The 17,696-nt window shown below is 70.8% G+C and carries 14 protein-coding genes; 4 read left to right on the plus strand and 10 right to left on the minus strand.

From position 1 onward, the window contains the following. Positions 1-60: 60 nt before the first annotated feature. From K8625_RS18110 to K8625_RS18120, 3 genes are all read left to right on the plus strand, one after another. Positions 61-3,837 carry a tetratricopeptide repeat protein gene (locus K8625_RS18110; protein ID WP_223783398.1) on the plus strand — a complete coding sequence of 1,259 codons (3,777 nt, stop codon included), beginning with the start codon at positions 61-63 and terminating at the stop codon, positions 3,835-3,837. Positions 3,838-3,983: 146 nt separating this feature from the next. Then, positions 3,984-5,045: a hypothetical protein gene (locus tag K8625_RS18115; protein ID WP_223746241.1), complete on the plus strand. Its 1,062-nt coding sequence runs from the start codon at positions 3,984-3,986 to the stop codon at positions 5,043-5,045. 138 nt (positions 5,046-5,183) lie between these two features. Further along, positions 5,184-6,524, plus strand: coding sequence for a sorbosone dehydrogenase family protein (locus tag K8625_RS18120; RefSeq protein WP_223746240.1), 1,341 nt, complete (start codon positions 5,184-5,186; stop codon positions 6,522-6,524). Between the two features lie 562 nt (positions 6,525-7,086). Here the strand turns inward: K8625_RS18120 and K8625_RS18125 are convergent. Both K8625_RS18125 and K8625_RS18130 read right to left on the minus strand, forming a co-directional pair. After that, on the minus strand, positions 7,087-8,460 hold the full coding sequence (locus K8625_RS18125; protein ID WP_223783399.1) for a S9 family peptidase: 1,374 nt from the start codon (positions 8,458-8,460) through the stop codon (positions 7,087-7,089). An 81-nt stretch (positions 8,461-8,541) separates the two neighbouring features. Further along, positions 8,542-9,660, minus strand: coding sequence for an isoaspartyl peptidase/L-asparaginase family protein (locus tag K8625_RS18130; protein WP_223783400.1), 1,119 nt, complete (start codon positions 9,658-9,660; stop codon positions 8,542-8,544). A gap of 240 nt (positions 9,661-9,900) precedes the next feature. Here K8625_RS18130 and K8625_RS18135 point away from each other — a divergent pair, with 240 nt between their 5' ends. Then, positions 9,901-10,608 carry a type 1 glutamine amidotransferase domain-containing protein gene (locus tag K8625_RS18135; RefSeq protein ID WP_141327712.1) on the plus strand — a complete coding sequence of 236 codons (708 nt, stop codon included), beginning with the start codon at positions 9,901-9,903 and terminating at the stop codon, positions 10,606-10,608. A gap of 62 nt (positions 10,609-10,670) precedes the next feature. On the opposite strand, the gene K8625_RS18140 is transcribed toward K8625_RS18135, so the two are convergent. The 8 genes from K8625_RS18140 to K8625_RS18175 form a co-directional block, all read right to left on the minus strand. Next, a complete protein-coding gene (locus K8625_RS18140) occupies positions 10,671-11,060 on the minus strand; it encodes a hypothetical protein (RefSeq protein WP_223746237.1) in 390 nt (129 codons plus the stop codon). A 160-nt stretch (positions 11,061-11,220) separates the two neighbouring features. Continuing rightward, complete coding sequence (gene sufT, locus K8625_RS18145) at positions 11,221-11,763, minus strand: putative Fe-S cluster assembly protein SufT (protein ID WP_141327710.1); 543 nt, start codon at positions 11,761-11,763, stop codon at positions 11,221-11,223. A gap of 18 nt (positions 11,764-11,781) precedes the next feature. After that, positions 11,782-12,243: a Fe-S cluster assembly sulfur transfer protein SufU gene (gene sufU / locus K8625_RS18150; RefSeq protein ID WP_141327708.1), complete on the minus strand. Its 462-nt coding sequence runs from the start codon at positions 12,241-12,243 to the stop codon at positions 11,782-11,784. Further along, positions 12,240-13,463, minus strand: coding sequence for a cysteine desulfurase (locus K8625_RS18155; protein ID WP_223783401.1), 1,224 nt, complete (start codon positions 13,461-13,463; stop codon positions 12,240-12,242). The genes sufU and K8625_RS18155 overlap by 4 nt, the downstream gene beginning before the upstream one ends. Continuing rightward, positions 13,460-14,779, minus strand: a complete 1,320-nt coding sequence (gene sufD / locus K8625_RS18160; protein ID WP_223783402.1) for a Fe-S cluster assembly protein SufD — start codon at positions 14,777-14,779, stop codon at positions 13,460-13,462. Before sufD ends, K8625_RS18155 begins: the two co-directional genes overlap by 4 nt. Next, positions 14,776-15,564: a Fe-S cluster assembly ATPase SufC gene (gene sufC / locus K8625_RS18165; RefSeq protein WP_223783403.1), complete on the minus strand. Its 789-nt coding sequence runs from the start codon at positions 15,562-15,564 to the stop codon at positions 14,776-14,778. Before sufC ends, sufD begins: the two co-directional genes overlap by 4 nt. Positions 15,565-15,567: 3 nt before the next feature. Then, the gene (gene sufB, locus K8625_RS18170) at positions 15,568-17,004 is read right to left on the minus strand and encodes a Fe-S cluster assembly protein SufB (RefSeq protein ID WP_223783404.1); all 1,437 of its coding nucleotides are present in this window, start codon (positions 17,002-17,004) and stop codon (positions 15,568-15,570) included. Further along, the gene (locus K8625_RS18175; protein ID WP_223746232.1) at positions 17,001-17,513 is read right to left on the minus strand and encodes an SUF system Fe-S cluster assembly regulator; all 513 of its coding nucleotides are present in this window, start codon (positions 17,511-17,513) and stop codon (positions 17,001-17,003) included. The genes sufB and K8625_RS18175 overlap by 4 nt, the downstream gene beginning before the upstream one ends. Positions 17,514-17,696: the final 183 nt, after the last annotated feature.

The following is a 17,696-nucleotide window of genomic DNA, read 5'->3' on the forward strand; positions in this document are numbered from 1 at the left end:
CAGAGTTCCGCAGGGGAATATGGCCAGTGACGGGGGATTGCATTATCCCTCGGCACTCCTATGCGCACCTTCCGCCGCGGCCTGACCGCGTTCGCACTCGTCGCCGGCCTCACGGGCTGCTCCCACTCCCCCACCCCCAGCGTCGCGCCGCGCGTGCTGGAGAGCGCCGCGGAGAAGGCGCGCTCCGGCACGGACGAGGCGCGCACGCTCGCCTTCGCCGGCTTCCACGCGTACCTGATGGAAGGCGACGCGGCGGTGGCGCAGCAGCGCTTCGACGCGGCCGTGGCGAAGGACCCGGCGGACCCCTACGCCCTCATCGGCCAGCACCTGCTCGCGCGCCGCGCGGGGCGGCCGGACCGGGCGCTCGTGGCCGCGCTGGAGGTGGTGACGCGCGCGCCCACGCACCCGCTGGCGCTCATCGGCGCGCGCTACGCGCTGGACACCGTGGGCACCGCGCCGCCCCTGGATGAGGCCATCCTCGCGGCGGCGCAGAAGGCGCTCGCGGCGGGCGCGTCGGGCGAGACGGCGTACCTGCTGCGCGGCACGCGGCTGTCGGTCGCGGTGACGCGCGGGGACCTCAAGGCGCGCGACGCGGTGCTCAAGGAGCTGGGCGGCGTGTCCGAGGCGACGCTCGTGGGGCCCTTCTCCGCCTTCCATGTCCTGTCGTGGGACGAGGCGTGGCCCACCGGCCAGGGCGGCTCGCTCACAGGCCCGTTCACCGGCGCCTTCGGGGCGCTCCCCGCGCGCAAGCTGCTGGCGCCGGACGGCCGGCTGGACCTGGGCGGCGAGCCGGGCGAGGGCGACGTGTACCTCATGGCCTTCGACGCGGAGGTGCCGCAAGGGGCGACCTACGTGGCGCGCTCGGTGAGCGCCGCGTCGCACCAGGTGGTGGTGGACGGCACGCTGGTGCTGGAGCGCGCCGCGTGGACGCAGGCCACCTCCACCGTCACCAGCCGCGCCGTGAAGCTGTCGGCGGGCAAGCACCGCATCATCGTCCGTCAGCTCAAGGGCGGCACCTCCGGCGTGCTGTCGTTCTCGCTGCTGCGCGAGGACGGCCAGCCCGCCAACGTGCGCTTCACCGCCGCCACCGGACCGGCGCCCGCGACGTGGGGCAGCGCCCCCTCGCTGGCCGACGCGAAGGGCGTTTACCCCACCGCGAAGTCCATCAAGGACGCGCTCTCGGGCGAGGCGGGGGAGCTGCTCTCCACGTTCCTCGCGGCGCGTGACGGCCTGGCGCGCGACGCGGACGGCGCCCGGCGGCTGATGGCGGACGTGGACGCGACGACGCCCGCGCTGCTGGCCCTGCGCGCGGAGGTGGCCGCGGCGGACCGGACGGTGCCCTCCAAGGTGGCGCGCGGCCGGGCCACGCGGGATTTGGAAGCGCTCTTGTCCAAGGACCCGACCCACGTGGCCGCGCTGCTCTTGCGCGCGGACCTGTTCATGGACGACGGGCAGGCGGCGAGCGCGCTGGAGACCCTGAAGACGGCGAGCGAGGCGGTGCAGCCTCCGGGCTTCCCGCTGTTCCTGATGCGCGCGCGCGCGGCGCTCACGCTGGACGTGGACGCGCTGGCGGAGGAGTCGCTGGCCGCGGCGCTGCAGCTCCAGCCGCAGCTGTGTGAGGCGCTGGGGCTCCAGTACAACCTGGCGCGGCGGCGCGACGCGGTGGAGCGCTCCAACACGCTGGTGGAGGCGCAGAAGGACTGCCCCGGCGTCGCGGCGCGGCGGGCGGACCACGCGCGCACGCGCGGGGACCTGGAGGCCGCCGCGCGCGAGTACGCGCAGCTGCTCGCCCGGGACCCGACGAGCGTGAGCGCGGGCACGTCGCTGGCGACCCTCTACGTGGGCCTGCGTCGCCATGACGACGCCATCGCCGTGCTGGAGAAGCTGGCGGTGACGTGGCCGCGCAACACGGAGCTGCTCAAGCGCATGGCGGACGTGCGCGAGTACTCGGGCAAGGGCGCGGAGGCGCTCGCGCTGCGCGAGAAGGCGCTGGCGCTGGAGGGGGACGATTTGTCGCTGCGCCGCGCGGTGGAGCGCGCGAAGACGGGCAAGGAGCTGCTGCAGGAGTTCGCCATCGACGGGCAGGAGGCGCTGCGCGCCTACGACGCGGAGCCCGTGACCGGCGGCGCGGCGGTGTTCGTCCTGGATGCCGCGGCGGTGCGCGTGTACCCGGACGGCAGCATCGTCAACCGCATCCACACCATCCAGAAGGCGCTGGAGCAGTCGGGCGTGCAGGAGATCGCGGAGGTCAACGTGCCCCGCGGCGCGCAGGTGCTGGCGCTGCGCACGCTCAAGGCGGACGGGCGCGTGCTCGAGCCGGAGAACATCGAGGGCAAGGACACGGTGAGCCTGCCCGGCGTGCAGGTGGGGGACAGCGTGCAGGTGGAGTACCTGCTGGCGGAGAGCCCGCGCGGCCCCGCGCAGCCGGGCTTCACCGCGTCCGCGTTCTACTTCCAGATCGCCAACCAGCCCAACGCGTGGACCACGTACACGGTGGCCGCGCCCAAGGGCACGGGCATGAAGGTGGACGCGCACGCGATGAAGGCGCCCCGGCCCACGGTGAGGGGCGACGAGGAGGTCTTCCACTACGAGGCGCGCCGCGTGCCGCCGTTCATCCCCGAGCCGGACGCGCCCCCCTCCGGCAACGAGTACCTGCCCTTCGTCATGGTGGGCGCGGGCGCCACGGGCAACGACAGCCTGGCGCGCATCTACGGCGACGCGTTCCAGGAGCGCTGGGCGCGCACCGCGGAGGTCGTCCGCTTCACGCGCGAGGCCACCCAGGGCAAGGAGGGCCTGGAGGCGGTGAAGGCGCTGCACGCGGCGGTGATGCAGCGCTTCTCCGGGCGGGACAACGGGCTGGGCCAGTCCGCGGCGTCCACGGTGGCGCAGGACCGGGGCAGCCGGCTGACGGTGCTCAAGGCGGGCCTGGAGGAGCTGGGCATCCCCTCGCGCGTGGCGGCGGTGCGCACCTTCAACGTGGACCCGGCCGAGTACCTGTTCCCCAACGACAGCCTGCTGCCCTACGCGGCGTTGCGCGTGGAGGTGCCGGGGAGCGCGCCGGTGTGGGTGGACACGTCGGTGCGCTACGGGCCCTTCGGTGAGCTGCCGGAGTTCGCCATGGGCGAGCTGACGGCGTACCTCTTGCCGGAGCCGGGCAGGAAGCTGGAGGTGGTGAAGACGCCCGCGACGAAGCAGTCCACGGGCAAGCAGGTGCGCCTGACGCTCTCGCTCGACGCCGAGGGGAAGATGACCGGCAAGGGCGAGGAGACGTACACGGGCTTCGAGGCGGCGCAGCTGGCGGAGGCCTTCAACCAGCTGTCGGCGGAGAGCCGCAACCAGGCGCTCCAGGGCGCGGTGGCGCGCTACTTCGGCGGCGCGGCGCTCTCCAGCGTCACGCTGGACCACCAGGACCAGGTGGGCGCGCCCTTCGTGCTGCGCTACGAGTTCACCGTGCCGCGCTTCGGACGGCTGGAGGGTGGCAACCGCATGGCGCTGGGCCCCCTCACCTTCCCCGCGCAGCTGGGCCGCCGCTACGTGCAGCTGAGCAGCCGCCGCACGCCGCTCTACATCGACAACACCGAGGCCAGCAGCACGCAGGTGGCGCTGTCCTTGCCCCCGGGCTGGAAGCTGCCCGACCCGCAGCCCCCCATCGACGTGAAGAACCCCTTCGGCCACTTCACCCGCACCGAGAAGCAGGAGGGCGCCACGCTCACCATCACCGAGTCGCTGCGGCTGCCTCGCGCGCGCGTCGCGCCCCGCCAGTACGAGCAGTTCGCCGGCTTCACCGGAGACGTGGACCTCATCCAGACGCGGGAGATGTTCCTGGTGAAGCAGTAGCCCGCCCGCCTGTCCGCCCGCTCTGCCGGCGAGACGGGTCGACCCGTGAGGGGCTCCCGGGTTGAATACGGAGCCCCTCCCCGCGTCCGAAGGGCGTGAGGTGCCCCTTGCACGGGGCGCTGGATTCTCAACCTGGAGAAGACGTCATGAGTCCTCGAAGCTGGCTCTGGATGGTGGCCCTGCTGTCGGCCCCGGTGGTTCAGGCGCAGACGACGCCAGTGCCCGCCGCGGACCCCTCGTACGACGGCCGCGAGTACGGCGAAGGCGAGTTCGACGAAGACTCCGACGAGGAGATTGCCCCCATGGCGCCCCAGCCTCCTCCGGCGCTGCCCACGGAGCAGCCCTCGCGCAGGCCCTATGCCGGCGCCGTGTGGGCCTCCGGGCACTGGTACTGGGACGGCGACGAGTGGCGCTTCAACCCGGGCACGTGGCTGGCCCCCATGGAGGGCTACCAGTTCGTGAACGGCTACTGGGAGGAGGACCGGGGGGCCTGGTACTGGGTCTCCGGCGGCTGGGCGCGGCGGGGCACCACCGAGGTGGAGATTCCCATCGCCGTGTCCTCCGAGGCCCTCACCGTGCAGCAGGCGCCTCCCGCGCCGCGCCAGGAAATCCGTCCGGCCGCGCCCTCCGCCGACCTCACCTGGGAGCCCGGCTACTGGTACTGGTCCGGCAACAACTGGGACTGGGTGGATGGCACGTGGGCCGCTCCGCCGCGCGCGGGCCTGGTCTTCGTGTCGCCCCGCTGGGTGCAGCGCGGCCTGACCTGGCACTTCGTCAGCGGAGGCTGGGCGCCGCGCGGCTCGCTGCACGTCACCGTGCCCGTCTTCCGCCACGCCCGCGTGTCCGTGCGCTGGGGCCACCCCAACTACTTCGCGCACACGTGGTACCGCGCGCCGGCCGTCCGCTACTACTACCACCGCCCGTGGCGCGCCTCCGGCCACTACTACCGGCATGACCGCGTCTGGCGCTCGCCGACCTACTACCACCGCGCCTCGCCGGGCCCCGGCTACCACCGCCGCGACGACTCGTGGCGCGGCCGCGATGACCGCTGGAAGAGCCACCACCGCGGGCCGGAGCGCCACGAGCGCTGGCGCGCCCCCAGCCACCGCTCCTCGCCCCGCGGCCATGAGGCCACGCCCGTCCGCGGCGGCGACCGCCACCGCGGCGGACGCGGCGGCGGCTGGGGAGACGGCGACCGCCGACGCTAGAGCCCTGGCTCGGGGCCCGCCTCCCCCCGGGGGCCCCCCCAGCGTTCACCCCTCGACAGGGGCGTCGTTCAGACTCGCGAAAATCAAGATTAAACAGCAAAACCCAGGTGCCTCATCCCCCTCCTTCAGGAGTGCACCATGACACCTGGGTCCTGTCGTTTCGCGGTGTTGCTGTCCTTGTTCCTCGTGGCCCCGGCCTGCGCGCCGGAGCCCGCGGCGGAAGAGACTCCGGCCCCGGAGGGCCTGGAGACCTCCCGCGCGGCCATCACCCTGCCCCCGTCGTACACGGACGCGCAGGTGACGGCCATCGCCCGGCCCACGGCGCTGGCCTTCACGCCGGATGGGCGGCTGCTCATCACCACGCAGACGGGGCAGCTGCGGGTGTTCAGCGGGGGCGTGCTGCTGCCGACGCCGGCGTTGGACCTCTCCGCGGTGCTGTGCACCAACTCGGAGCGCGGCCTGTTGGGCGTGGCGGTGGACCCGGACTTCGCGACCACCGGGCACATCTTCCTCTATTACACGTTCAACAAGTTCAACACGTGCACGACGAACATCGCCAACGTGGCGGTGAACCGCGTGTCGCGCTTCACGCTGCCGAGCACGAACGTGGTGAGCCCGTCGAGCCAGGTGGTGCTGCTCGACAACATCCCGTCCCCGGGCGGCAATCACAACGGCGGTGATTTGCACTTCGGCCCGGATGGGCTGCTCTACGTCAGCGTGGGAGACGGCGGCTGTCAGCTCGGGGACCCGAGCCGCTGCGGGGGAGCGAACACCACGGCGCGCAGGCTGGACGTGCTGCTCGGGAAGATGCTGCGCATCAACAAGGACGGCACCGCGCCCACGGACAACCCCTGGTACGCGGTGTCGGGCAGCCGGCGCTGCGGCAATCCCGCGGGGGTGCCGACGGGCACGGGGCCGTGCCAGGAGAACTACGCCACGGGCCTGCGCAACCCGTTCCGCTTCGCCTTCCAGCCGGGCACCAGCACGTTCTTCATCAACGACGTGGGCCAGAGCCTGTGGGAGGAGATTGACGAGGGCATCAAGGGCGCGGACTACGGCTGGAACACGCGCGAGGGGCACTGCGCGAACAACTCCACCACCAACTGCGGCGCGCCTCCGGCGGGGATGACGAACCCCCTCTTCGACTACAAGCGCGGCACCAACCCCACGGGCTCGCCGTTCCAGAACTGCAACTCCATCACGGGAGGGGCCTTCGCGCCGCCTGGAGCGTGGGCGAACGCGGACGACAACGCGTACTTCTTCAGTGATTACATCTGCGGGAAGGTGTTCAAGCTGGTGCGCGGCGCGGGCGGCGCGGTGACGGTGGACGCGTTCGCCACGGGCCTGGGCTCCGGCTCCGCGGTGACGCTGCGCTTCGGCCCGTCGGGCACGCGCCAGGCGCTCTACTACACGACGTACGCCGGAGGCGGAGAGGTGCGCCGCATCGAGTTCACCGGCACGCGCACCGTGACGCCGTAGCGGGAGCTCGACAGGCGGGGCCCCGGACGTGACGCGCTGACGCCCGTCCGGGGTGTCCGCTGTCCTCGCCCGCTCCAGCGGATCAGCGGACGTCAGTAGTAACAGAGGAAGTCGGGCCCGCAGGAGCCCGGACGCCCATTGCAGACACAGTGCCTGTCCTCCGAACACTCCTGCATCTCGCACACCGGGACACCACCACCGCCACCCCCTCCGCCTCCCACATCGAACTCACAGACATTGCTCGCATTGCAGAAGACGCTCCGGGCAATGGGGCACAGGGACCAACAGTCGCTCTCCGAGAGGCAGTCCCCCTCGGAACAGAACAAGGCCCGCGGGGATGAAGACGCTTCACAGACCACCGCGTCGTCCGACTCCGCGCGAGCCGCGCCGAGCCAGAGCAGCATCACCGCGAACAGCATCCGGACAGGGGAACGCCACGACGAGGACACGCACCTCATGCAAAGGCTCCTTTCGGCGCAAGCGGACCCGCCCACCCGTGGGTCCACCCCTGGAGCCTACAGCAGTATCCCCGTTGCAATCCGGCGACGAAGCCCACGAGACGTCAGGGAGGCAGCCCCGTGGAGAGCACCTCGCGAATCTCCCCCGCCGTATACTGCGTTCCCCAGAGCGCGTTCACCAGCACGGCGACCCCCTCCGAGCCCGAGTAGACGCTGCCCGAGGTCATCTCGACCAGGGTGACGCGAGGGTCCGCAAGCTCAAGCAGGCGCGGCGCCACCTGGGACACGTCCCGCCCGTTCAGTTGGAGCACGCGCTGCGCCTGGAGCCACCCCACCAACGCGTCCTGCACGAAGGGGACGTAGAGCGACTGCTCCTCGGGCCCCAGGTTCGTCAGCAGATACCCCAGGGACACCGTGGTGAGGGCATGGGCGTACTGGACCACCAGTTGCCCGTGGTCCAACGCGCGCGTGTTCCAGTCCGGGACCTCCAGGTGCTGGATGTACAGCGGAGACATCGTCGGGCCCACGAGCGGCGCGAGCGTCTGCGTCTGCTCCACGGGGACGAGCGTGTCCCAGTCCTCGTGCAGGACGAGGAAGGGCGTCGTCAGCCTCGGCGCGAGGTGCTCGCGCGTCCACGCGCTGTAGTCCGCGCCCGGCGCCCCCGGAGCCCCTCCCGTGGCGGCGACGATGCGGCGCCGATAGGGCTCGAAGAACGTGGCGTACTGGGAGCGCACCCACGGGTCCGACACGCGCGAGGGAATCACCGTCTCCAGGTACTCGAACTGCCGCGCGAAGTCGGACAGCGGGAAGAGCGCCACGCCCGCCCTGGGACGCACCGCCCCCGGCGCATCCGCCGCCGCGTAGAGCGCCTCGAAGCCGCCCCAGGAACCACCCTGGATGCCGATGCGTGAGCGGTCCACCTCGGGCGCCTGCGCGAGGAAGCGCAGCCCCGCGTGCATGTCGTCCCGGTCGTTCTGGATGCTGCCACCCGCGTAGAAGCGGCCGAAGACGTTGAGCACGCCGAAGCCGTTGTACAGGTAGAAGAACGACTCGCCCGCGATGAGCTCCGGCGTGCTGATGCTGTAGACGATGTTGGACGAGCCCGCGTGGTGGCCCGGCTCGCTGTCATCCGGATGGAAGCCGTTGCCTCGCGCAGCCCACTTCGCGTCCACCGCCTCGCCCGTCCACGTGATTCCGTCATAGGGACGGGTCAGCATCATCACGGGCCAGGCGCCCGGACTCCTCGGCGGGAACCACTGCGCGTAGGACGCCGCCTTGCCTTCCTCCTGGAGCCGCAGCAGTTGGTACGCCCACTGCTGCCCACCGGCCGCCGCCTGCCCCGAGCCCAGGACGGTCACCGTCAGGGGCTTGGAGTCGGTCTCCTGCTCCTCGGGAGGAAGCGGCGCCTCGGGCTCCAGGTCGGACGAGGAGCAGCCCAACAGGGCCAGGACGAGAATCACCCATCGTGTCGTGCGCATGAGCCCCAAGACACCGCGGTCCGGACTTTTTGGAAGCGGCGAGCGCGGATTCTTCGTCACCGCCCCGACAGTGCGCCCGCGCTACCTCGACGCCTCAGGCTCCTTGAAGATGGCCACGTGGGGCTGACCGTCCTCGCCCACGTAGCCGCGATACATGCCCGAGGAGTTGAACGGCATCGCCACATTCCCATCGCGGTCCATCGCGATGACGCCGCCCTCGCCTCCCGCCTTCACCAGCACGTCGTTGACGACCAGGTTGGCGGCCTCGGGCAGGGGCAGCTCCTGGTATTCGACGCGCGCGCAGATGTCGCGCGCCACGGTGTAGCGGATGAAGAACTCACCGTGCCCCGTGGCGGAGACCGCGCAGCGAGGGTCCGCGTAGGTGCCCGCGCCGATGATGGGCGAATCCCCCACGCGGCCGTAGCGCTTGTTCGTCATGCCGCCCGTGGACGTGCCCGCCGCGAGGTTGCCGGCCTGGTCCAGCGCCACCGCGCCCACGGTGCCGAACTTATGGTCCCCCGTCACCGGGTCATGGCCGGGCCGCAGCGTGGAGGGCGTCGTGCCCGGAGCGGGCGTCGCGCGCTCCTTCTCCAGCGCGCGCTGGAGGCCCTGCCAGCGCTCCTCCGTGTAGAAGTACTTCGGGTCCACCAGCTCCACGCCCTGCGCCTTGGCGAAGGCCTCCGCGCCCTCTCCCATCATCATCACGTGCGGCGACTGCTCCATCACCCGGCGCGCCAGGTCGATGGGGTTCTTCACGTGACGCAGCCCCGCGACAGCCCCGGCCGAGCGCGTCCTGCCGTCCATGATGGCCGCGTCCAGCTCGTTGACGCCGTCGTGGTTGAAGACCGCGCCCTTGCCCGCGTTGAAGTGCGGAGAGTCCTCCAGGACACGGATGGCCGCGCTCACCGCGTCCAGGCTCGTGCCCCCCTGGGCCAGCACGCCATGTCCCGCCGCGAGGGCCTGCTGGAGCGCCGCGCGGACCTCGGCCTCGCGCTCGGGCGAGAGGTTCTCGCGCGAGATGACGCCCGCGCCGCCGTGGATGACCAGCCCCCATCGGGGCTTGCGAGCAGCCGAGCCCTCCTGGGTGAGTCGGGCGTCATCGACCCGCGCGCCCTGGGTGCTCGTGCAGCCCACGGGCAGGAGGAACAGCGCGGTCCCCGCGACGAGGCTTCGGGGAAGAGACGGCAGGGAAGCGAACATTCCGTGACCTCCAGCGGGACCCGCGAGACGACGCGTATGAGGTGACGACACGCGTGTTCGCAGGCGATGTGCCCGCGTCGGTAGCACGGCGCTCCGAAGGGCACAACGACGGCCCCCTGCCTGCCCTCCAGGCGATGAGCAGGCCACAGACGAAGGGCCTTCCCGTCCGCTCCGTCCCCCGTGCCGGATGGCGCTGGCGTGCACAGTCTCGGGGTCGTCCACGGAACCGGGGAGCGCGTGATGAAGAAGCTGAAGGGCTTGCGGGTGGCGGTGCTGGCGACGAGCGGCTTCGAGCAGGTGGAGCTGACGCGTCCGGTCAAGAAGCTGCAGCGCCAGGGCGCGGAGGTGACCATCGTGTCGCTCTTGCCCGGCCATATCCGGGGCATGAACCACATGCTGCCGGGCAAGAAGGTCCGCGTGGACGCCACGCTGCGCGACGTGAAGGCCGCGGACTTCGACGCGGTGCTGCTGCCCGGCGGGCTCATCAACCCGGACACGCTGCGCCAGAGCGCGCTGGCCAAGGACTTCGTCCACGACGCGGACTCGCTCAACCTGCCCATGGCCATCATCTGTCATGCGCCGTGGCTGCTCATCTCGGCGGGCCTCACCGAGGGCCGCACGCTCACGTCGTGGCCCGGCATCCAGGACGACGTGAAGAACTCCGGCGCCCTGTGGCGCGACGACGAGCTGGTGCGCGACGACAACTGGGTCTCCAGCCGGGGGCCGCAGGACCTGCCCGCCTTCGAGCGCGCCATGGTGGAGCTCTTCGCGGAGAAGATGCCCGAGGTGCGCGAGCGCCTGCGCCAGGCCCAGGACGAGCACCCCGTGGCCGCGCGCTACCACCCGACGACGGAGGAGTCCGGACGGCGCTGGCCCCGGCTGCTCGCGGGCAGCCTGGCCACCGCGGCCATCAGCTTCGGCGTGCGCCGGCTGGCGGCTTCACGCTGAAGCGCGCGAGGGCCGTGGTGCGTTCCACGGCCCTCCTCGGGCCCGACGAGGTCGAGCGCCGCTCAGAGGCAGCGGGGATTTCCACCCACCTGCCGGCAGGTGCACTCCCCCACTTCCCCGTCATCGCAGCAGGAGAAGGTGGACAGGTCGAGGCAGATCTTGGTCCGCGCGAAGGAGCAGGTCGGCATCCCAGGCCGGCAGCCCGTGGGCGGGCACGCGTACGTCGTGCCATCACAGACCACGCTCACGTAGTTCGTCGAAGTGCAGGTGACGGGCGTCGTCGGACACGTGACGGTGGTGCCATCCGAGCAGGAGGCGTAACAGCCCACCAGCGCCTCCGAAGCGGAGGTCAGGGCATCGCCCTCGTCGACCGTCGTCTCGGCGGGCACTCCGCCACACCCCACCACAAGACTGACGGCGCAAGCCCACAGCCACAGCTTCAGAGACTTCATGGCAGACCTCCTGGTGTCGAGAAGGTGTGCGAGCGAAGGACGACCGAGCCGGCGGCATCCTCCGCAATCCGGACATCAAGAGCAACTCGGGGGCAGAAGTATCGCTCCGCGGTCTCGACACGCGCGGGCACGAGGCCCGCGGTGGGCTCGAATCAGGGAGTCACATCCACCCGAGCTGCAACCGGGCCACGTCCGTCATCCGGCTCTGGTCCCAGGGCGGGTCCCACACCAGCTCCACGTGGGCCTCCTTCACGCCGGGCACGCCGCTGACCTTGGTGCGCACGTCATCCACCAGCACCGGCCCCATGCCGCAGCCGGGCGCCGTCAGCGTCATCTGGATGTCCACGCGCTGCCCACCCTCCGGCAGCGGCTCCGCCTTGCACGCGTACACCAGGCCCAGCTCCACGATGTTCACCGGAATCTCCGGGTCATACACCGTGCGCAGCTGCTCCCAGACCTGCTCCTCGTGGAACTCGCTGGGGTCGCCCGCGGCTTTCTCCTTGGGCGCGTACTCCTCGCCCAGCGCCGCGCCGTCCTTCTCGTCGATGCGGAAGAGCTGCCCGTAGGGGTCCTGCACCGTGATGTTGCCGCCGAGCGTCTGCATCACCCGCAGCTCCGCGCCCTCCGGCAGCACCACCCTGTCACCGCTGGGGATGATGGTCGCGGGGACCTCCCGCTCCAGCATCGCCGTCACGCCTCGCATGGTCCGCTCCCTCCTTCCCTACTCCGTGGAGACCGCTTCACTGTGTCCCGCCAGCGCCGCGCGCATCGTGTGCCACGCCAGGCTCGCGCACTTCACCCGCGCGGGGAACTCGCTCACGCCCGACAGCACCGCGAGCTTGCCCAGCGCGTCCAGGTCCACCGACTCCGGCCCTTCCGTCACCAGCTTGTGCACCAGCGCGAAGAGCGCCTCCGCCTCCTCGCGCGACTTGTCCTTCACCGCCCCCGTCATCAGCGACGCGGACGCGCGTGAAATCGCGCAGCCCTGCCCCTGGAAGCCGATGTCGCGGATGACGTCTCCCTCCATCTTCATCGTCACGGAGAGCTGATCTCCGCACAGCGGGTTGTGCCCCGCCGCCTCGTGGTTGGCGCCCTCCACCACGCGGTAGTTGCGCGGCCGCTTGGAGTGCTCCAGCACCACCTCTTGATAGAGGTCCTTCAAATCATCCGAGCCCGAGCTCATCCGAACACCTCCCTCACCTTGTGCAGCCCGCGCACGAGCGCGTCCACGTCCTCGCGCGTGTTGTAGAGCGCCAGCGACGCCCGCGCCGTCGCCGGCAGCTTGAAGTGCTGCATCACCGGCTGCGCGCAGTGGTGGCCCGTGCGGATGCAGATGCCCTCGCGGTCCAGGATGGTGCCCACGTCGTGCGGGTGGATGTCCTCCAGCGTGAAGGACAGCACGCCCGCCTTCTCGCGCGCCGTGCCGATGAGCCGCAGCCCCGGCACCGACTCCAGCACGGCCGTCGCGTAGGCCATCATCTCCCGGTCGTGCTCGGCGATGGCGGACAGCCCCACGCCCTGCAGATACCGGATGGCGGCGGCCAGCCCCACCGCGCCCTCCAGGTTCGGCGTCCCCGCCTCGAAGCGGTGCGGCACGCGGTTGTACGTCACCTTCTCCATCGTCACGGAGAGGATCATGTCCCCGCCGCCCTGGTACGGAGGCATCGGCTCCAGCCGCTCCAGCCGCCCGTACAGCACGCCGATGCCCGTGGGGCCGAACGTCTTGTGCCCGCTGAAGGCGTAGAAGTCACAGCCCAGGTCCTGCACGTCGACGGGGAAGTGCGTCACCGACTGCGCCCCGTCCACCAGCACGGGGATGCCCTTCGCGTGCGCCCGGCGCGTCAGCTCCTTCACCGGGTTCACCGTGCCCAGCGCGTTGGACACGTGTGTCACCGCGAGGATGCGCGTCTTGTCCGTGAGCAGCGCGTCCACCGCGTCCATCACCAGCTCGCCCCGGTCATCCACCGGAATCACCTTGAGCGTGGCGCCAGTCTGCTCGCACAGCATCCGCCAGGGGACGATGTTGGCGTGGTGCTCCATCTGCGTGATGAGCACCTCGTCCCCGGCGCCGATGTGCTTGCGGCCGTAGGTCTGCGCGACGAGGTTGATGGCCTCGGTGGTGCCACGCACGAAGATGATTTCGCGCGCGTCCCGGGCGTTGAGGAACCCGCGCACCGTCTCGCGCGCGCCCTCGTACGCCTCCGTGGCGCGCTCGGAGAGGATGTGGACGCCCCGGTGCACGTTGGCGTTGTCGTGCTGGTAGAAGCGGACGATGGCGTCGATGACCGCCTGCGGCTTCTGCGCCGTGGCCGCGCTGTCCAGGTAGACGAGGGGACGGCCCCGCACCTCCTGCCGCAGCAGGGGGAAGTCCGCGCGCACCTGCTGCACGTCGAACGTGCTCATGCCGTCACCTCCGTCCGGGCCGCGCCCGGCAACCGCTGGGCCAGCAGTGACTCCACGCTCGCGCGCACCGGCCCCTCCGGCACCGCCTCCACCAGCTCACGGGCGAAGGCATACGTGAGCAGCCGCTCCGCCTCCGCCTGGGGGATGCCTCGCGAGCGCAGGTAGAACAGCGCCTGCGCGTCCAGCCGCCCCACCGCCGCGCCGTGCGCGCACTTCACGTCGTCCGCGAGAATCTCCAACTGCGGCCGCGTGTCCGCCTGCGCGTGCTCGGACAACAGGAGGTTGCGGTTCTGCTGCCGCGCGTCCGTGCGCTGCGCGTCCTGCCGCACCTTCACCAGACCGTGGAACGTGCCGCGCGCCCGGTCATCCAGCACGCCCTTGTACAGCTCGCGGCTGGTGCAGTCCGCCACCGCGTGGTCCAGCGCGGTGCGCACGTCCTGGTGCTGCGTCCCGCGCCCCACGTACAGGCCATTGAGGGTCGCGTCGCCACCCTTGCCCGCGAAGGAGACGTGCACCTCGTTGCGCGCCAGCACGCCGCCGAAGGCGAACGTGTGCGAGACGAAGCGGCTGTCGCGCCCCTGCTTCACGTGCAACCCGCCCACGTGCAGCGCCGCGTCCCCCTCCGACTGGAGGCGGTAGTGCTTCAGGCTGGCGTTGTCCCCCAGCGTCACCTCGGTCACCGCGTTGGTGAACGTGGCCACGGGGCCTCCGCTCGCGCTGGCGTACGTCTCCACCAGCGTGCCCTCGCTGCCCTCCTCCGCGAGCACCAGCACGCGCGGGCTCGCCAGCACGGCGGCGTCGCCGCGCGTCAGGAAGACCAGCTGCACGGGCACCTCGCTCAGCGCGCCCTTCGACAGGTGCACCAGCGCCCCATCCTCCAGCAGCGCCGCGTTGAGCGCCGTGAAGGCCTGCTCCGACGCTCGCGCCCTTTGCCCCAGGTGGGCCTCGAGCAGCGCCGCGTCCTCCGTCAGCGCCACGCCGAGCGGCTTCACCGTCAGCCCGCGCGGCAGCCCCGTCACGCTCGACAGCTCCGGAGCGAAGCGTCCGTCGACGAAGACCAGCCGGGGTCCACCGACGAGCGCGAGCCTGTCCACCACCGGCGCCAGCACCGCGCTGTCACGCAGCGCCGACACGGGCGTGAAGCCTCCCTCCGCGATGGGCGAGACGTTGGTGTACTTCCACGCCTCGTCCTTCGTCGTCGGCAGGCCCAGCCGCTCGAAGTGCGCGAGCCCCTCCTGACGCAGGGCACGCAGGAAGGCGGGCGCGCTCGCGGACTCCTTCTGGAAGCGCGAGGCGACGTCCAGGTAGCGCGTCATCGCCGGACCTCCCCGCCCTTCGGCGCCCCCTTGCCACCCTCCAGGCCCAGCCAGCCGTAGCCCTTCTCCTCCAGCTCCAGCGCCAGCTCGCGCCCGCCCGAGCGGACGATGCGGCCCGCCGCCATGACGTGCACCTTGTCCGGGACGATGTAGTCGAGCAGCCGCTGGTAGTGGGTGATGAGCACCATGCCGCGGTCCTTGGAGCGCAGGCCGTTCACGCCCCCCGCCACCGTGCGCAGCGCGTCGATGTCCAGGCCCGAGTCCGTCTCGTCGAGCACGGCGAGGCGCGGCTCCAGCACCGCCATCTGGAAGATTTCGTTGCGCTTCTTCTCGCCGCCGGAGAAGCCCTCGTTCACCGAGCGGTTCATGAAGGCCGCATCCAGCTGCACCAGCTTCGACTTCTCCTTGGCGAGTTGGAGGAAGTCCATCGCATCCAGCTCCTCCAGCCCCTTCACCCGGCGCTGCGCGTTGAGCGCCGTGCGCAGGAAGTGCAGGTTGCCCACGCCCGGAATCTCCACCGGGTACTGGAAGGCCAGGAACACGCCCTCCGCCGCGCGAGCCTCGGGCGACAGCTCCAGCAATGACTTGCCGTCGAGCAGCACCTCGCCTTGCGTCACCTCGTAGGCGTCACGCCCCGCGAGCACGCTCGCCAGCGTGCTCTTCCCCGAGCCGTTGGGCCCCATGATGGCGTGCACCTCACCGGCGCCCACCTCCAGGTCGATGCCCTTGAGGATGTCCTTGTCGCCCACGCGGGCGTGCAGATTCCGAACCGACAGCAGCGCCATGACCTACCCCACGCTCCCTTCCAGACTCACTCCGAGCAGCTTCTGCGCTTCCACCGCGAACTCCATGGGGAGCTCCTTGAAGACCTGCCGGCAGAAGCCATTCACAATCATCGACACCGCGTCCTCCTGGGAGATGCCGCGCTGCCTGCAATAGAAGAGCTGGTCCTCGCCAATCTTCGACGTGGAGGCCTCGTGCTCCACCTGCGCGGACGCGTTCTTCACCTCGATGTACGGCACCGTGTGGGCGCCGCACTTGTCACCCAGGAGCAGCGAGTCGCACTGCGTATAGTTGCGCGCGTCCTGGGCGCTCTTGAGCACCTTCACCAACCCCCGGTACGTGTTCTGTCCCCGGCCCGCGCTGATGCCCTTGGACACGATGGTGGAGCGGGTGTTCTTCCCGATGTGCACCATCTTCGTGCCCGTGTCCGCCTGCTGCAGGTTGTTGGTGAGCGCCACCGAGTAGAACTCGCCCACCGAGTCATCCCCCTTGAGGATGACGCTCGGGTACTTCCACGTAATGGCCGAGCCCGTCTCCACCTGCGTCCACGAAATCTTCGCCTTCTCGTGCGCGATGCCACGCTTGGTGACGAAGTTGTAGATGCCGCCCTTGCCCTCGGCGTCGCCGGGGTACCAGTTCTGCACCGTGGAGTACTTGATGGTGGCCCCCTTGAGCGCCACCAGCTCCACCACCGCCGCGTGCAGCTGGTTGGTGTCGCGCTGGGGCGCCGTGCAGCCCTCCAGGTAGCTCACGTAGGAGCCCTCGTCCGCGACGATGAGCGTGCGCTCGAACTGGCCCGTCTCCGCCGCGTTGATGCGGAAGTACGTGGACAGCTCCATCGGGCACCTCACGCCCTTGGGCACGTAGACGAACGAGCCGTCGCTGAACACCGCCGAGTTGAGCGCCGCGAAGAAGTTGTCCGAGTGCGGCACCACCGTGCCCAGGTACTTCTTGAGCAGCTCCGGGTGCTCGCGCACCGCCTCCGAGAACGAGCAGAAGATGACGCCCGCCTTGGCGAGCTTGTCCTTGAACGTCGTCGCCACGGACACCGAGTCGAACACCGCGTCCACCGCGACGTTCTGCAGGCGCTTCTGCTCCTCGAGCGGGATGCCGAGCTTCTCGTAGGTGCGCAGAATCTCCGGGTCCACCTCGTCCAGACTGTCCTTCTTCGGCTTGAAGCGCGGCGCCGAGTAGTAGCTGATGGCCTGGTAGTCGATGGGGCGGTACGTCACCGCCTGCCACGTGGGCTCGCGCAGCGTGAGCCAGTGACGGTAGGACTTCAGGCGCCACTCGAGCAGGAAGGACGGCTCGCCCTTCTTCTCGGACAGCGCGCGGATGACGTCCTCGCTCAGGCCGGGCGGGAAGGTGTCCGCCTCCACGGCGGAGACGAAGCCCGCCGCGTACGGGCGGCGCGTCAGCTCCTGGAGGGTGTCGGTGGTCATGAGCGTGCTCCTGTCACGGATGAAGTCGTCGGGGGGGCGTTGGGGCTCGTGGGCCGCGAGGGCACGCCCAGGCCCACCAGCCGCTCGGGCATGCGCGGCGCCGGGGCGATGAGGTCCGCCAGCGTCAGGCGCGCCAGCGACTCCTGGATGGCCTGATTGATGAGGCGCCAGTGGCCGCGCACCTGGCACACCGCCTCCAGCTCACAGGGCGCGCCGCCGGTGGGGTGCACGCCACACTCGGTGAGCGACACCGGGCCCTCCAGCGAGGCCACCAGCTCCGCCAGCGACAGGGACGCTGGCGGCCGCGCCAGGCCATAGCCCCCGTTGGCGCCGCGGTGGGACACCACGAGGCCCGCTTGAAGCAGGCCCTTGAGCACCTTGCTGGCCGAGGGCAATGGCACACGGGTGCGTGCCGCCAGCTCGCGAGTGGTGCGGGTGCCACCCTCCGCGCGAGCCAGCTCGGTCATCAGCACGATGCCGTAGTCGGTCATCTTGCTCATCCGAAGCATGCGGGACGCTCTCTCCTCTCTGGGTCCATTCCCACGCGGGCCCTCCAGCCCGCCGGGGCGTCATATGTAATCTGGACCGTTTCAGTCCACATTGCATTTTGACGGAAGGCGGGCGGCCCTGCGGTTGGAGGGCTTCTGGGACAGGGCTAGGGTGAGGCCCTTGTCACCTGGAGGGAATCCGCC

The sequence above is a fragment of the Myxococcus sp. AS-1-15 genome (assembly GCF_020037055.1).
GTDB classification, from domain to species: domain Bacteria; phylum Myxococcota; class Myxococcia; order Myxococcales; family Myxococcaceae; genus Myxococcus; species Myxococcus fulvus.

Coding starts and splice junctions, on each gene's coding strand:
- K8625_RS18110 (WP_223783398.1), top strand. CDS start 61: ATGCGCACCTTCCGCCGCGGCCTGACCGCGTTCGCACTCGTCGCCGGC.
- K8625_RS18115 (WP_223746241.1), top strand. CDS start 3,984: ATGAGTCCTCGAAGCTGGCTCTGGATGGTGGCCCTGCTGTCGGCCCCG.
- K8625_RS18120 (WP_223746240.1), top strand. CDS start 5,184: ATGACACCTGGGTCCTGTCGTTTCGCGGTGTTGCTGTCCTTGTTCCTC.
- K8625_RS18125 (WP_223783399.1), bottom strand. CDS start 8,460: ATGCGCACGACACGATGGGTGATTCTCGTCCTGGCCCTGTTGGGCTGC.
- K8625_RS18130 (WP_223783400.1), bottom strand. CDS start 9,660: ATGTTCGCTTCCCTGCCGTCTCTTCCCCGAAGCCTCGTCGCGGGGACC.
- K8625_RS18135 (WP_141327712.1), top strand. CDS start 9,901: ATGAAGAAGCTGAAGGGCTTGCGGGTGGCGGTGCTGGCGACGAGCGGC.
- K8625_RS18140 (WP_223746237.1), bottom strand. CDS start 11,060: ATGAAGTCTCTGAAGCTGTGGCTGTGGGCTTGCGCCGTCAGTCTTGTG.
- sufT (WP_141327710.1), bottom strand. CDS start 11,763: ATGCGAGGCGTGACGGCGATGCTGGAGCGGGAGGTCCCCGCGACCATC.
- sufU (WP_141327708.1), bottom strand. CDS start 12,243: ATGAGCTCGGGCTCGGATGATTTGAAGGACCTCTATCAAGAGGTGGTG.
- K8625_RS18155 (WP_223783401.1), bottom strand. CDS start 13,463: ATGAGCACGTTCGACGTGCAGCAGGTGCGCGCGGACTTCCCCCTGCTG.
- sufD (WP_223783402.1), bottom strand. CDS start 14,779: ATGACGCGCTACCTGGACGTCGCCTCGCGCTTCCAGAAGGAGTCCGCG.
- sufC (WP_223783403.1), bottom strand. CDS start 15,564: ATGGCGCTGCTGTCGGTTCGGAATCTGCACGCCCGCGTGGGCGACAAG.
- sufB (WP_223783404.1), bottom strand. CDS start 17,004: ATGACCACCGACACCCTCCAGGAGCTGACGCGCCGCCCGTACGCGGCG.
- K8625_RS18175 (WP_223746232.1), bottom strand. CDS start 17,513: ATGCTTCGGATGAGCAAGATGACCGACTACGGCATCGTGCTGATGACC.